Below are 15869 nucleotides of genomic sequence, written 5' to 3' on the forward strand. Positions count from 1 at the left end.
AATTGCATTATTTGTACTATTTTTGAAGAATAAAATGTTTGTTACAGACTTTATTAAAGGAACAGAAGTACACGATATATTATGGAATTAAACTATTCATCAAGAGTCAGAGATGTCCTCTCAAACAGTAAGGAGGAAGCTGTTCGTTTGGGGAATTTGTTCATTGCTCCCGAGCATCTTATGCTGGGCTTATTGTTGCAGCGGGAAGGTAAGGCGATAAGAATACTCGAAAAACTGAAAGTGGATTTTGGGCAGTTGCGCGAAACCATTGAAGAAAAGATAAGAGGAGAGCAAACAACGCCCGTTGCCACTTCCCTGCCTCTGCTTCGGTCAACCGAACAAATTTTAAAACTGATACATCTGGAAGCCAAGTCGCTTAAAAGCGAAAAAATAACTACTTTGCATCTTTTGTTAGGGCTTTTAAGAGACAACAACAGTACAATAGCACAGATTATGGAAGATTATAATGTGAAATATCAGCCTTTGAAGCATGCGCTTCAAAAGCAAAACCCGATAGCACGGTCGCAAATGCCCGACGATGACGATCAGGACAGTCCCTTTGGAGGAAGCCCCGAAGGGCCCAAATCGGGAGGGGCAAAAAGCAGCAGTGAGACACCGGTCCTGGATAATTTTGGCATCGACATCACCAAGGCTGCTGAAGAGGGACGACTGGATCCCATTGTAGGTCGGGAAAAGGAGATTGAGCGCCTCGCTCAAATTCTGAGTCGCCGTAAAAAAAACAATCCTGTTTTGATTGGTGAACCGGGAGTAGGAAAATCTGCCATTGCTGAGGGACTGGCTTTACGCATCATAGAGCGTAAGGTGTCGCGTGTATTGTTCGACAAGCGCGTAGTGACCCTGGACCTGGCCTCCATTGTAGCGGGCACCAAATACCGGGGCCAGTTTGAAGAACGGATAAAAGCCATCCTTAATGAACTGGCCAAAAATCCGGGAATTATCTTGTTTATTGACGAGATTCATACCATTGTTGGAGCAGGCGGAGCCACCGGCTCACTGGATGCCGCCAATATGCTGAAACCGGCTTTGGCAAGAGGAGAAATTCAGTGCATTGGTGCCACTACACTTGACGAATACCGCCAGCACATCGAAAAAGATGGTGCGCTGGAGCGGCGTTTTCAAAAAGTGATGGTTGACCCCACCACGCCCGAAGAGACGGAAATCATATTAAACAACATCAAAGGGCGCTACGAAGATCACCACAATGTTATTTATACCCCGGAAGCCATTTCGGCCTGTGTAAAACTCACCGAGAGATACATTTCGGATCGTCACCTGCCCGACAAGGCCATCGACGCCTTGGATGAGGCCGGTTCGCGCGTACACATCTCCAATATTGTGGTGCCCGAAACCATTGTTAAACTGGAGGCCCAAATAGAAGAGGTTCGGGAAAACAAGATCAAAGCAGTTAAAGCCCAGAATTTTGAATTGGCCGCCAGTTTTCGGGATAAGGAGAAGCATCTTCAGGAGGAGTTGGAGCGTTCCAAAGAAAAGTGGGAACAAGATCTGCAACAACACCGGGAAACGGTTGATGAAGAAAAAGTGGCTGAGGTTGTGGCTATGATGACCGGCATACCGGTTCAGCGTGTGGCACAGGCGGAAGGATTTCGTCTTTTGCAAATGGGCGAACAACTTAAGGGAAAGGTTATTGGCCAGGAAGATGCCATTCAAAAGATTGTTAAAGCCATACAACGTAATCGGGCCGGCCTGAAAGACCCCAATCGCCCCATCGGCTCCTTCGTGTTTCTTGGTCCCACCGGTGTAGGCAAAACGCACCTGGCTAAGATTTTGGCGAAGTACCTGTTTGACACCACCGATGCGCTGATTCGGATTGACATGAGCGAATACATGGAGAAATTCAGTGTTTCCCGTCTTGTTGGTGCCCCTCCCGGGTACATTGGCTATGAAGAAGGCGGGCAGCTGACCGAGAAAGTGCGCAGACGCCCCTACTCTGTTGTTTTGCTGGACGAAATAGAAAAGGCCCACCCGGATGTTTTTAACCTCATGCTGCAGGTCTTGGATGAAGGTCGACTGACCGACAGTCTTGGCCGTAGGGTTGATTTCAAAAACACCATTATTATAATGACCTCCAACATCGGCACCCGCGAGTTGAAGGACTTTGGCAGAGGCATTGGTTTTGCGCCGGGAGGAAAAAGCGACAGCGATGGAGATTATGCCAAGGGAATTATTGAAAAAGCCTTGAAAAAAGCCTTTGCTCCTGAATTTTTAAATCGTATTGACGATGTAATAATATTCAATAACCTCAGTGAAGCCGATATTCATAAAATTATTGATATTGAACTGACCGGCTTGTTTGCCCGGGTGGAGAGTTTGGGCTATCAACTGAGGCTGACCGAAGAGGCAAAGAACTTTATTGCCTCCAAGGGTTTTGACATACAGTATGGGGCCCGACCACTTAAGCGTGCCATTCAAAAGTATCTCGAAGACGAAATGGCCGAGGTAATTATTCAGGCTTCGGTGAGTGAGGGCGATGAGATTCTGGTGGATTTTGACACAAAGGAAGAGAAAATTACCACCCAAATCATATCGCACAACAGTAAGGGGTCTTCCGCAAAACTCCCTCCGCAGAATAACGAAGCGGTTAACTAACACTGGTGCTTCCCCTTAAAAGGGAAGCATTATATCAACAAAAAAACACCCGTCTGAATGGATCAGACGGGTGTTTTTTTGTGCTGGGTATCAGCAATTTTTTAAAATTCCTAGTTGGCAGAGAGTCTGCTGTCTACTTCACGCAAAGAAGCCTGGGCATTTTGGTTGGCAGGATCAATGGCAATCACCTTTTCGAACCAGGGCTTAGACTCTGCAAAAGCTGCATTGGCCCGCTCGGTAATGTCGTCGTACTGCGAAGGATCGGCGTTGGCCGCTGAAGCCAAAATTTGCGCTGCGCGATTAAATGGCTCTGCGCCTTGCTTCAGGTAATAGGTAACCAACATTTTTTTCATGTGACCTAAAACTGAGCTGCTCTTGTAGGTTTCAAGTGCACTTACCAAAACCTCTTCCATTTCACTCTCACGCCCCAGGCTGTTGAGCGAAGAAGCTACGTAATAAGTAGAAAAATCAGCACGGTAACCCAAGTCAGCCGACTGCTTGTAATATTTCAGGGCCTTTTCATAATTTTTACTGCGACGAGCGCTGGTTGCCATATTAAAAACCATGGCTTCATCCATAGCTTCCTCTTCGGGCCAAACAGCAATTGCAGCCTCATATTTACTTAATGCGCCAGCAAAATCGTTGTTACGCAAGGCTTCATTACCTTCATTTTTCAACTCAATAAATCCAGTTTCTTCCTGTGCAAAACCCGTCAAGGCCAACATCAACATTCCCACTACTGCAAAATACTTCATAACAATGGTCCTTTAGTTATTTAAATAATTAATTGGCAAATTTGAATCACAAAAATAACAATTTTCAAATAACTGAAAAATGATTGTGAAACATTAAAATCTATTAAGCACTATGCAATAGTTATGCCATTTTTTTAATTCTTTTTCTCAACTCCGCATATTCAGGAGCCATAGCCTTAAGCTGAGTGCGGTCGAGTTTGGGAAAATCAATCTCGTACCCCGCCTTAGCCAATCCACCAGGAAGCACTTCATCAATGACTTCTCCAAACTTAAAAGGATGAGCCGTACTTACAAAGAATCCGTTCTCTCCTTGTCTCAATTCTTTTTTAATACCCACATAGGCAGCTGCCGTATGCGGATCCATAAGGTAGCCCACTTTCTCAAAAACAGCTTTGATGGTCTGTTTAATTTCTTCATCGCTCACCGCAAAAGAAGTAACCTCGGCTTTGAGTTCACTCAGTTGGTTGTGATAAAGTGCATACATGCGCGGGAAGTTACTGGGGTCGCCCACATCCATAGCATTAGCAATGGTTGCAATGGTTGCATGCGGCGCATAGGCTCCGGAAGCCAAAAAGCGGGGAACCACATCGTTGACGTTGGTTGCGGCCACAAAGCGCTTTACAGGAAGGCCCATTTTATGAGCCAGCATTGCTGCCGTTATGTTGCCAAAGTTACCGCTGGGAACAGTTACCACGGGGGCATCATTAAAGCCGGCTCTCCGGTATTGAGCCAGCGCATGAAAATAATACACCATTTGCGGCAGCAGGCGTCCCATATTAATGGAGTTGGCCGAGGTCATATACACCAACTGCCTGAGCGCATCGTCCTTAAAGGCATCTTTTACCAAACGCTGACAGTCATCAAAACTGCCGTTTACGGCAATGGCATGCACATTGTCGCCGGGACTGGTAATTTGGTATTCCTGATAGGGACTGACTTTTCCGTTGGGGTAAAGTACCACCACCTCAATGCCGGGCACGCGGTGAAAACCATGGGCTACTGCGCCTCCGGTATCTCCGGATGTAGCGGTGAGCACCAACAATTTGCGGCTCTCTCCCCGATTAAAATGCCCCAGTAAGCGCGACAAAAACCGTGCGCCTACATCCTTAAAGGCCTGGGTGGGACCATGGTAAACCTCCAGTACTTGAATTGCCTCCTCTACCGGTTTCAAAGGAATTTCGAACGAAAAGGTATCGTTCACAATCTGTTGAAGTGTTTGCTCGGGCACATCTGGCGTAACAAAAGGCTTCAGCACTTCAAACGCCAGCTGGGGCAGACTGTAATCCTGGATATTACGAATAAAATCCGGATCCAGTGCCGGTATTTCTTCGGGCATAAAGAGACTGCCATCTGGTGCCAGACCTTTAAACAAGACTTCCTTTAACGAATAACGCTTCCCGGGGGAAGCAAGACTAAGATATTGCATATTAAGTTGCTTTTTTGAGCTTGGGTTTATTTGAAAAAAACATCCAGTAATTGGGCGCCATCCATTTCTCCCATACTGCCCATTTTCACCGTTTCCTCATCAAAGCTTGTTACCTGATCGGCTGCCAGGCCGGGCTTTAACATCATAAAAGGCACTGGAGACATGGTGTGGGTACGTAAATCACAGGGTGTTGGATGATCGGGCAAAAGGAGCAGTGCAAAGGGCTCATCCATTTTTTGAAGGCCTTCCCAAAGTGGAGCCAACAAACGACGATCAAAATCCTCAATCACCCGCTTCTTTAACTCCGCATCTCCTTCATGACCGGCTTCATCCATTGCTTCCACATGTAAAAAAACAAAAGGATGCCGTTGCAGGGCTTCCAGAGCAGCTGCAGCTTTTCCTTCATAATTGGTATCGTGCAAACCGGTTGCCCCCTCCACATGAATCATTTCCAGTCCCGCCAGTTTTCCAATACCAAAAATAAGGTCAACGGCCGAAATCACCGCTCCTGAAGCTATACCAAACCGCTCTTTAAAACTGGGCAGTTCGGGCTTATAACCGGGCGACCAGGGCCAGATGCAATCGGCCGCCTTTTTTCCTTGGGCACGGCGTCGTTGGTTTACGGGATGCTCGGCCAAAACCTGCATCGACTTCTGCATAAGGGAATGGAGCTGCGCTTCCGTGGTTTTGGCTTCAGGATCAGCAGCTACCGGGTAAAGCGGTGCTGCCGGCTTGCCGGGATGGTCGTGAGGTGGCGTGCATTTAAGCGCCTTATTGCCTCCTTTAATAACCATTACGTGTCGGTAACTGGTACCTGTATGCCAACGCACCGTTTCAGAGCCCAGTTCCTTGTTAAGGGCTGCAATCAACTCATCGGCTTCGGCAGTACTGATGTGTCCTGCAGAGTGATTCAACAATATGCCGTCTTCCAGCGAAACCAGGTTACAGCGAAAAACCAATTCATCGGGTTCAAAATCGAGGCCCAGGGCTGCGGCTTCGATAACGCCCCTGCCCTGAAAATACTTGGCCGGTGCATAGCCTAAAATATTCATGTTGGCTATTTCGCTCCCTGGGTGAAAGCCCTGGGGAACAGTATGTACCAAGCCGGTAGCCGAGAGACTACACAAATGGTTCATAACCGGGTTATGGGCGGCCATTACAGGTGTCTTTCCACCAAAGGCTTTTATGGGCTCATCGGCCATTCCGTCGGCCAAAACAACAATGTACTTCATTAAAAGAAAATTTTAGACAAAAGTAACAATTTATCGGCAGTTATTATGCGTATTTTAGTGGCTGCATTGCTCCAAACAACAACAAAATGGCACAACTAAAGGTTTACAGAGCCTCCGCTGGTTCAGGAAAGACATTTCGACTTACGGGGGAGTACCTGCAGCTCTTGTTTAAAGATCCGCTCAACTACAGACAAATATTGGCGGTTACTTTTACCAATAAAGCAACGGCTGAAATGCGCAGTCGCATTTTATCGGCCCTGAATCAATTGGCCGCTCCGGAACAATCCAACTCACCCTACCTGTCTGACCTAAAAAAACACAGCCAGCTGAGCACGCAAGAGGTAAAGGCGCGGGCCAGTCTGCTTTTGGCCTTATTGCTGCACGACTTTTCGCGTTTCTCCATCAGCACCATCGACAGTTTTTTTCAAAAGGTAACCCGTTCCTTTGCACGGGAAATGGGCCTTCCTATTGGTTTTAGACTGGAGTTGGAGACCCAGCATTTAATGCAACAGGCCATTGATCAACTGATTTTGGAGATGAATGCGCCCAGGCACCAAAACCTTAAACAATGGCTGCTCGATTTTGCGCGGGAACGTATGGAGGAAGACAGCAAATGGAACATTTCGGGAGAAATAGCCTCCATCAGCAATGAGATATTTAAAGAGAAATACCAGGAGCATGCCGTAGCCTTGAGTCGTCAAATCGGCAATAAAAACTATCTGGCCACTTATAAAAATGCCCTTCGTGAAATAATGAGTAATACCGACAGGCATTTGAGGGACTTAGGAGAAAAAGCCCTGGCCTTGTTAACGAAGTACAACCTGGATGTAAGGGAAGATTTCAAGGGCCGTACCAGAGCTCCTGCGCTGCAGTTTGAACGTATGGCCCGAGGCGAAGAACACCTCGACTTAAAGCGCCACGAAAAGTTGCTTAAAGGCATTGAGGAATGGCAGCGGAAGGAAAACTCAGCGGAAAAGAATGCAGCCATTGAAGCAGCCTACAACGAAGGCCTGGCTCAAATCGTACGTCAGGCGGTGGATTACCTGCACCAAGAAGGACGCAATTACTACACCGCTCAGGTTGTATTGAAACACCTGAATGCTCTGGGATTAATCAACGATGTATATGAAAAAATGATGGCTTTGTGTCGCGCACAAAACATCTTCATGATTTCGGGCACCAACCATCTACTCACCCGCATCATTGCCAATAACGACACCCCTTTTATTTATGAAAAGACCGGTACACGCTATGCCCATTATATGATGGATGAGTTTCAGGACACCTCATCGCTGCAATACCAAAATTTTATTCCTCTGGTTAAAGATGCCCTGGCAGGTGGCCACTATGCCCTTATGGTAGGCGATGTAAAGCAGGCCATTTACCGTTGGCGCAATTCGGACTGGAATCTATTGGCCGAAGAAGTGGAGAAGGATTATGCTGCCTACGGGGTGGACTTGAACACCCTGGATACCAACTGGCGCAGCAGCAAAGACGTTATTGCCTTTAACAACGGTTTCTTCACCCAGGCTGCCGGTCTGCTTCAGGAACAATTCAACCAACTGGTTCCGGAAGACTTGAAGGACGACGAGGCTCTGCTGGCCCTGCAAAGCAAAATAAGCAAGGCTTATTTTGACGTAGAGCAAAAAGTGGCATCCAAAGGACAACAAACCGGCGGCCAGGTCGTCATTCAGTTGCACGAGGCCGCTAACAAGGATGATTTTTACGCGCTGGCGGGTGCCAGCGCAGTAGCACGCATCGTAAAATTACTGGACGAAGGCTATGCGCTGTCCGACATCTGTGTTTTGGTTCGAAAGAACAAAGAAGGCGTCGAAATCACCAATGCCCTCCTATCGGGCCTTTATCACCCCCAGGGTACCGGTCTCCCGGTCATCAGCAACGAAGCACTGCTGCTGTCCAAATCAGAAGCAGTCAATCTGATTGTAGAACAGTTGCGCTTCATCCAGAATCCCGACAACCAGTTGGCCGAGTCCTTCGTTCGTCTGCACCTGTTTAAATCACAAAAAGAAAAAGGTACTGCCCTGGACCTTTCCCTACCCTTTCATAGCAAGGAAATACAAGAAGATTGGGAGGCCTACCTGAAGAAATTAAGCGAACTTAGAGAGCTGCCCCTCTACGAATTGGTTGAGGCCCTGGCTGCCCTCTTGCCCGAATCACTGCGCAACAGTCACTCGGTTTACCTGCAGTCTTTTTTGAGTCTGTGCCTCAACTACATCAACCAGGAATCGGCCGACATTAATCCTTTTATAGCGTATTGGGATTTGCGGGGCGTAAAAGTATCCCTGTCTATACCCGACAAGCAGGAAGCCATTCGAGTCATGTCCATCCACAAGTCAAAAGGCCTTGAATTCAGAGCGGTGGTGCTCCCCTATGCCGACTGGGACAATGTAGATGCGCGCAGTAACCTCTTGTGGTTAAAGCCTCAAACGCCTCCTTTTGATGCCCTTACTCTGGTGCCTGTAATGAGCAGCAAAATACTGACCGAGACCCATTTTGCAGCCGACTATTTGGATGAAATTCTGCACCAATACGTCGACAACCTTAATGTGACCTACGTAGCCTTCACCAGAGCACGTGAAAGTCTCACCATCATCACTTCAGTGTCCCCCGAGAAAAAAGACAAGGGAAGTCGCGCCTACAAAAGTCTGGGTGACTTGCTTCAGGCCTATGTCGAACAGGAGGGAAAAAATCATTACGATGAAAACAGCAAGTGTTACGAACTGGACCAACGGCAGTTGCCGCCACCACCTAGCAAGGAAGAAACCATCAACTTCCGTCCTGAGAACAGCATACCCGCAAAAAACCTTCAGCGACTGCCCTTAGGCAGGCGGGCACGCATTCACCTCGACAGCTCGGCGTATTTCAGTAAGGAAGAAAATGGCCCCATCAATCACGGCACCCTAATGCACCGTCTGTTCGAACAAATAGAGACCAGCGCTGACCTGGAGCCGGCGCTCACTCGTATGCGACTGGAAGGTTGGATTGAAGGCGCAGAAGAAGAAGCACTGCGTCAAAAAGTGCAACACTTTTTACAACACCCACAAGTCCAGACTTGGTTCAATGGCACGTACACCATTAAGACCGAAGCAGCCATTCTGTCCGCTAAAATTCGGCGGCCCGACCGGGTTATGATTCGCGAAGGGGAAGTTGTGGTGGTCGACTATAAGTTTGGTCAGCAAAAAAATCCCGCCCACCATACTCAGGTGCGCAGCTATATGCAACTTTTGTACAACATGGGTTATTCCAAAATAAAAGCCTACCTGTGGTATGCCGAAAGCAATGAAGTACTGCAGGTAAATGGCCAGGGCAGCCTGTTTTAATCGCCCTTTCGTTGCTGCCGTTTGCGTCGGGTTTTCTTTTTTTCGACCGAGAAACCAAATTTACCCAGGGCCTTACCCAGTTCGTAGTATTGGCCATGAGCATAGGCAATTAGACCCGCCTTCTTTATTGAGAAGGCCCCTGTTTCCGAGTCGATCAACGACTCTTCGGCACGTACATTCACAATTTTAGCCATAAACATATCGTGACTGCCTAAGGGCAGCACTTCAGTCACTTCACACTCGATGTTGATGGGCGCCTCCTCAATAGTAGGCGCATTTATTACCCTGGCTTTACCCGGTGTGAGCTTCATCTCCTCAAATTTATTGTAGCGCCGACCCGACCGCACCCCACACCAGTCGGTGGCAAAAGCCAGGTCTTTGGTGGTCAGGTTTATAACAAAAGCCCGGTGCTTTTTCAGCAATTCATAGGAGTGTCTGCCCTTGCGTACCGAAATGTAACACATCGGCGGATCGGAACAAATGGTTCCGGTCCACGCAATGGTAATGATGTTGTACTCCTCGGGGCTCCCTCCCACCGACACCATTACAGCCGGCAGCGGATACACCATATTACCCGGTTTCCAGTCCGTTTTTGCCATAGTTTATACCATTTGCAACTCGTCGCGCGAGGTGATTTTTTCGCAATAGTGGCACTTCAGCGCCAAATCCTCCTTATCTTCCACCCGAAAGCGGGTGAGCACCCCCTCGTTATTGGTCACACATTTGGGATTAAAACATTTTACAATCCCTACCACCTCGTCGGGAATGGTTACATCTCTTTTTTCAACCACCTCGTAACCGCGAATGATATTGAGTTTGGCATGGGGGGCCACCAAAGATATTTTATTGATTTCATCCCGCTCGAAAAATTTATCGGCCACCTTTATAATGGCCTTTTTTCCGAACTTATGACTGTCCAGATTGGCCCCAAAGGTAGTTTGATTGGGTATTTGATCGAGTCCTAAAATGGCAATGACATAAAAAAGGGATGCGGCCGGAATATGATCAATTACGGTTCCGTTTTCGATGGCACTTACCTGTAATTGTTTTTGTTTGGGCATGACTGAATGTTTTTTGGTAATTGACAAAGTAGGCTAATTATTTGTGAGCTCAGACTCCAGCCCCATTATGGCTGCAATGATGCCCATTCGGGTGTAAACCCCATTTTCGGCCTGCTCAAAGTAATAGGCCTTGGGATTACTGTCTACATCTACATGAATCTCGTTTACCCTGGGCAGGGGATGCAAAACACGCAGATTATCGCGGGTTCCATTCAGCATCGCGTTACGCAGCACATAAGCATTCTTAACCCTTTCGTATTCCATCGGGTCAGAGAAGCGCTCCTTTTGAACCCGGGTCATATAAAGGATGTCGGCCTGATCCAGCTTGCCCATCTCAAACAGCTCATAAAAAGGAATGCCCCGCTCCTTCAAAAAGATTTTGTACTCTCGTGGCATCGCCAGTTCTTTGGGCGCCACAAAATAAAAGGTGGGATTAAAATGAGAGAGGGCCATCAACAGCGAATGCACCGTGCGACCGTATTTAAGGTCGCCCACCATGTAAATATTGAGATTATCGAGGGTGCCCTGGGTCTTTTTAATGGAATACAAATCGAGCAAGGTTTGCGTAGGATGCTGATTGGCCCCATCGCCGGCATTAATAACCGGCACCCTGGCCTGTTCAGAAGCATAGCGGGCGCTGCCCTCAAGGGGATGACGCATCACAATAAGATCGGCGTAATTACTTACCATTTTAATGGTGTCTTTGAGGGTTTCCCCTTTGGTGGTGGAAGAGGAACTGGCATCGGTGAAACCAATGACCCGTGCCCCCAAACGGTTAATGGCGGTCTCGAAACTCAGGCGGGTTCTCGTTGAAGGCTCAAAAAACAAGGAAGCAACAACCTTATCGCGCAAAAGCGGCTGATTGGGCCGGGCCTCAAAAAGGGCCGCCAGCTCCAGCACTTTCAGAATTTCGTCGCGCGAATAATCGCTGATGGAAACAAGACTTTTGTTCTTCATAAATCAGGAATGGTTTAAAAAAATACCCAATCGAAACGATCGGGCAAACAACAACAGCAATGCAACCAGTCTCAAAGGCCGGTAGTAATGTTCGGTAAAGAAAAAGGGAAATAAATGAAATCCTGCTGTTTGGCAGGAGGTCCGGCAGAAGAATAATTTTCCGGACTTTGCGCCCCAAGATGTTTTCGCGAGTGCTTGCATTTCAAAGTTCAAAATTAAGCAAAACAATGCACAAGCAACACCACAATCTGCGCTTTTTTTAAACTATATTTAGCCTATCTTTGTTTCTTAGCCCTTAAACATCGACAAACAATAAAAATTTGGCTCCTATGGAACAAGCCCGAAAATCGGCACAGGACCTCATTGATTTTATTTACGAAAGCGCCAGTCCTTTTCATGCGGTAGAGCAGCTTTCCATGCAGCTCGACAAGGCTGGATTCAGCGAATTAAAGCTCGAAGAGGCCTGGAACCTGAAAAAAGGCGGCAAATACTATCTTACACGCAACGGCTCGGCACTTTTTGCCTTTGTAGTGGGACTGGGTGCACCGCAGACTCATGGGTTTCGGGTTGTTTCGGCGCACAGCGACTCCCCCGGCTTTAAAATTAAACCACAAGCCGAAATGGTGGTCGAAGACCACTTCATCAAGCTCAACACCGAAGTATATGGCGGACCGGTATTAATGAGCTGGATCGACCGGCCCCTGTCGATGGCCGGAAGAGTAAGTCTCCGAGGCAGCCAGCCGCTGTGGCCCGACAATCGCCTGGTGAATTTTAAGCGGCCCTTGCTGACCATTCCGGGATTGGCCATTCACCTCAATCGCAGTGTAAATGAAGGGATGGAAATAAACCGGCAGAAGGATGTTTTGCCCTTGCTGGGTCTGCTGCCTGAAAAAGGCAGTGAAAAAGACTTTTTGAAGAAGCTGCTCGCTGATGAACTGGGCGTACATCCGGTTGATGTTCTCGACTACGACCTGACCCTCAATGAAATCCACAAGGGTTGCCTGATGGGTGCTCACAATGAGTTCATATCCAGTCCCAAACTGGACAATTTGGCCATGACGCATGCCGGTCTTATGGCACTGCTTAACAGTCCGGCCTCCGAGGCCACCCAAATGCTGTGTATCTTCGACAATGAAGAAGTGGGCAGTCTGACCAAACAGGGGGCCGATTCGCCCTTATTCAAAAATCTTTTCAAACGCATTTTGGCCTTACTGGGACTCAGTCAGGAAGAAATTTACCGAACCGTGTACCGCTCCTTTATGGTGTCGGCCGATATGGCGCACAGTCTCCACCCCAATTATCCCGAAAAGCACGACCCCAATCTGCATCCCTTACTGAATAAGGGACCGGTGATTAAGATTACAGCCAACCAAAAATATACCAGTGATGGCGACAGCATTGCGGTTTTTGAAGCACTTTGTGAACAGGCCGGCGTTCCCTGTCAAAAATTTGTCAATCGCTCCGACATGGCTGGCGGCTCTACCTTGGGAAATTTGAGCACAGGTCAACTCGATATTCGCAGTGTGGATGTAGGCAACCCCATGCTGGCCATGCATTCGGTGCGCGAGCTGGCCGGCGTAGACGATCACCTTTATATGATCAGGGCCATGCAAGCTTTCTTTGCACTATAAATCAATTTTCCGGTTGCACTTTCAGGTCGAGCAGCGAACGGTAAACAGCATCCTGCACCTCCGTTCGCACATTCATTTGCAAAAGCTTCCGGTTAAAAGAATCGGGGTGAATGCGGTTACTTAAAAATACATAAACCAAATCGTATTCGGGATCGACCCAAACCAGGGTGCCTGTGAAACCCGAATGCCCATAAGATGAGGCAGAAGCCAGCCGGGAACTGGGGGTCTCCTTCTCCGGATCCATTTCCGGTTTGTCAAACCCCAGGCCTCTTCGGTTATCTTCCGTTTGCCGCTGGGTAAAAAAATCTACCGTTTCGGGATGAAGATATTGTAATCCCCCATAACTGCCACCGTTAAGATACATTTGCAGCATTTTTGCCAGATCATTGGCCGTACCAAAGAGGCCGGCATGACCGGCAACTCCGCCTAAGAGAGCGGCAGCTTGATCGTGCACACTCCCCTGCAAGAGCTGCCTCCTGAAGGCCACATCGTTTTCGGTGGGGACCAGAGAATAGCTGTTGGGACTGCGCCAGGGGTTAAACAACAGCCGGTGCGCGCCCAAGCGGCGGTAAAAATAGGCCTCAGCTGCTTCATCCAGCGTTTGCCCGCTGAGTTGCTCCTGTATGCGCTGCAGCAAAATAAAATTCAAATCGCTGTATACATAGCCCCGCTTATGCCGTCCGGCATTCAAAATACGATAATACATCGAATCGGGATAACTGTAGTGCAGGTATAAATCAGGAGCCACTGCTACCGAATATTGTAAATCGGGTAGCGAGCGAAACAAGTCACTGCGTAGTCTTACCTCCCTATGCATGTAAAGACGTTCATCTACCCGCCTGTTGTAAACAGGACTGCGTCGTCCGCTGTACAGATCGCCCTTGACCCGACTTAAATCGTAGGTGGCGGTATGAAAAGGGAGGTAGGCGGGCAAGCCCGACTCGTGCAACAACAAATCCCGCAATAAAATGTCTCTTTTATCGGTGGTATCTGCCTCTGTTAAAATATTCCCAATGCGCTCGCCCAAACGCCAAAGTCCAGCATCGTAATTTTTCATGGCTACCGCCAGAGTCGCTGCTATTTTGCTTATGGAAGCCAAATCGTACAAATCGTTATCGCCTACAGGCTGTTCTTTGTCGTAACGATGCCAGCCATAGTTCCGCTGAAAAACAACCACGCCTTTACGGGCAACCAGAATTTGCGCACCAGGTGTGGCCTGTTCTTTAATGGCGTCAGCCATTAAATGGTCAATTTTATTCAGCGAATCTGCATTCATATTGACTTCCCCAGGCAATCCGTACTTGAGGCGAGTGGCCGGCATAACCCGCCTTTTTCCCGCCACAGCAGAGCCAAAAAAGTCAGGCAGCGAACGCTCATCCCCTACCGCAATGCCATTAAAAAGGGCCTGTGCCAGCAGGGACCAGGTTAAGGGCAAATCGGCCGGGGCGGTAAAAAAAGCATCCAGCTCCTTGGGCCACTCATCAAAGGGCAGCTCGGAGGGTTTTCCGGTCCAAAAAAGAACAACAGCAGCCTGCGAATAGTGCTGCCGCAAATCTCGCAATACTTTTTTCAAACTTCCTTGCTCAGCCCCTCGCTTATCTGCAGTCAGTAAAATAAGATCAAATGCCTTCGGATCAAGAGTTTCGGGTGCCTCGATTAGGTAACGACCTACCATCTCACGAAAATTGGCCGGTGGCGAATCGCCCAAATGATAAAACCCCATATTCAAATCAAGCTGCGTTAAAGGCAGCAAGGTGGAACCCGGCGCAGAAAAAGCAGATATACTCTGCTCATAGGCCCGCCTTATCGAATGCGTGTAAGGAGCCCGAAACCCCTCTTCATCGGCCCTTACTTCCCTCACCAACATATATTTGTAAGCCAAAGCGGTTTTTGCTGCTTTTTCTAACAGTTCCTCCTTCAACCAACGGTTTTTAAACACTTGTACAAGCCGTTGATGATCGCTTGCATAAGAGGAGGTTTCGAGTAACCAACCATCACTCAACACCTGTTCTAGCGACATTTCTGTGGCCGGAACAAGTGACTGTCCTTTCCCATCCGTCATTTGAGGCAGGCGAGCCGGCAATAAGCGGGCGATTTGCCGTGGAATGCCATGCACCCCCAAATGCATCAACAGCAACGAATCTCCCTGAAACGACAAGGGCGTCCATATTTTATGTACCGATACCGACCGAACCGTTGAACCGGCAGCCGATACCAGGGGGTAATCCTCAAATATATCGGAATTATAGAAAGCAGCCACTCCGTGTTCGCGCCCCCACGCCTGTACCAGACAACGGGTCAGCTCACGCTGAACCGCCCTGCTGGAAAGACGCATAGTTTTTTCATCAGGAAAGGGCCAAGCAAATTGCGCGCAATGAAAACCAGAACGCAAATCCGCCACATACTGGGGCGCCAAAGGAATGGGATGAGCCGACACAGCATCATTGTATGAACCTGCTTCGGCCAAAATAAAACCAGGGGGAGGCAGGCTTTGCTCCGCACCACCTCCTTTTCCCTCCTCATAGTTGCGTACCACCATTATCTGGGCCAGCTTCATCTCCAAATCGAGTACACCATATACCGATTCGGCCCATAGGTTGGCCTCCCGGGTAAAGCGCCCATTTTCTAAGGATTGAGCACCCACCAAAAAAAAGGAAAATAGAAACAGCAGAACAGCCCCGCAAACTCGATTCATACCAACGCGGACTTAATGATTTCGAAGTTTTTTGATCAACACATACAAAAATAGAACATATATGTGAGTCGCGCAGGTCTTTGGCGCAAAAAGGGACTTTTTTTTTATTAAAGCTAAAAATTTCAAAAAGAAGTCTTATTTTT

At 48.1% G+C, this 15869-nt stretch carries 10 protein-coding genes; 3 read left to right on the forward strand and 7 right to left on the reverse strand.

The window, feature by feature from the left end; all coding sequences use genetic code 11:
* Window positions 1-81 precede the first annotated feature (81 nt).
* Window positions 82-2628 carry an ATP-dependent Clp protease ATP-binding subunit gene (locus tag B4W65_RS07915; RefSeq protein WP_088654605.1) on the forward strand — a complete coding sequence of 849 codons (2547 nt, stop codon included), beginning with the start codon at window positions 82-84 and terminating at the stop codon, window positions 2626-2628.
* A 110-nt stretch (window positions 2629-2738) separates the two neighbouring features.
* Here the strand turns inward: B4W65_RS07915 and B4W65_RS07920 are convergent, their stop codons facing one another.
* The 3 genes from B4W65_RS07920 to B4W65_RS07930 all read right to left on the reverse strand — a co-directional run bounded on the left by B4W65_RS07920 (window position 2739) and on the right by B4W65_RS07930 (window position 6041).
* Window positions 2739-3383: a tetratricopeptide repeat protein gene (locus B4W65_RS07920; RefSeq protein ID WP_088654606.1), complete on the reverse strand. Its 645-nt coding sequence runs from the start codon at window positions 3381-3383 to the stop codon at window positions 2739-2741.
* 121 nt (window positions 3384-3504) lie between these two features.
* The gene (thrC, locus tag B4W65_RS07925; RefSeq protein WP_088654607.1) at window positions 3505-4809 is read right to left on the reverse strand and encodes a threonine synthase; all 1305 of its coding nucleotides are present in this window, start codon (window positions 4807-4809) and stop codon (window positions 3505-3507) included.
* Window positions 4810-4835: 26 nt separating this feature from the next.
* Window positions 4836-6041 carry a cofactor-independent phosphoglycerate mutase gene (locus tag B4W65_RS07930; protein WP_088654608.1) on the reverse strand — a complete coding sequence of 402 codons (1206 nt, stop codon included), beginning with the start codon at window positions 6039-6041 and terminating at the stop codon, window positions 4836-4838.
* 86 nt (window positions 6042-6127) lie between these two features.
* Here B4W65_RS07930 and B4W65_RS07935 point away from each other — a divergent pair, with 86 nt between their 5' ends.
* The gene (locus B4W65_RS07935) at window positions 6128-9382 is read left to right on the forward strand and encodes a UvrD-helicase domain-containing protein (RefSeq protein WP_088654609.1); all 3255 of its coding nucleotides are present in this window, start codon (window positions 6128-6130) and stop codon (window positions 9380-9382) included.
* Here the strand turns inward: B4W65_RS07935 and B4W65_RS07940 are convergent.
* From B4W65_RS07940 to pyrB, 3 genes are read right to left on the reverse strand one after another with little or no spacing between them, the layout of a single operon-like run.
* Window positions 9379-9981, reverse strand: a complete 603-nt coding sequence (locus tag B4W65_RS07940) for a flavin reductase family protein (RefSeq protein ID WP_088654610.1) — start codon at window positions 9979-9981, stop codon at window positions 9379-9381. The two genes, B4W65_RS07935 and B4W65_RS07940, sit on opposite strands and share 4 nt — an antisense overlap.
* A 3-nt stretch (window positions 9982-9984) precedes the next feature.
* The gene (gene pyrI, locus B4W65_RS07945; protein ID WP_088654611.1) at window positions 9985-10443 is read right to left on the reverse strand and encodes an aspartate carbamoyltransferase regulatory subunit; all 459 of its coding nucleotides are present in this window, start codon (window positions 10441-10443) and stop codon (window positions 9985-9987) included.
* A 33-nt stretch (window positions 10444-10476) separates the two neighbouring features.
* Window positions 10477-11400 (reverse strand): aspartate carbamoyltransferase, encoded by a 924-nt coding sequence (gene pyrB / locus B4W65_RS07950; RefSeq protein ID WP_088654612.1) that lies wholly within the window; start codon window positions 11398-11400, stop codon window positions 10477-10479.
* A gap of 329 nt (window positions 11401-11729) precedes the next feature.
* On the opposite strand from pyrB, the gene B4W65_RS07955 reads away from it, so the two are divergent.
* Entirely contained in the window at window positions 11730-13031 is a 1302-nt protein-coding gene (locus B4W65_RS07955; protein WP_088654613.1) for a M18 family aminopeptidase, read from the forward strand.
* A 1-nt stretch (window position 13032) separates the two neighbouring features.
* Here the strand turns inward: B4W65_RS07955 and B4W65_RS07960 are convergent, their stop codons facing one another.
* The gene (locus tag B4W65_RS07960; protein ID WP_088654614.1) at window positions 13033-15726 is read right to left on the reverse strand and encodes a serine hydrolase domain-containing protein; all 2694 of its coding nucleotides are present in this window, start codon (window positions 15724-15726) and stop codon (window positions 13033-13035) included.
* Window positions 15727-15869 lie beyond the last annotated feature (143 nt).

The organism is Geofilum rhodophaeum (genome assembly GCF_002210225.1).
In the GTDB taxonomy this organism is placed as follows: domain Bacteria; phylum Bacteroidota; class Bacteroidia; order Bacteroidales; family Marinilabiliaceae; genus Geofilum; species Geofilum rhodophaeum.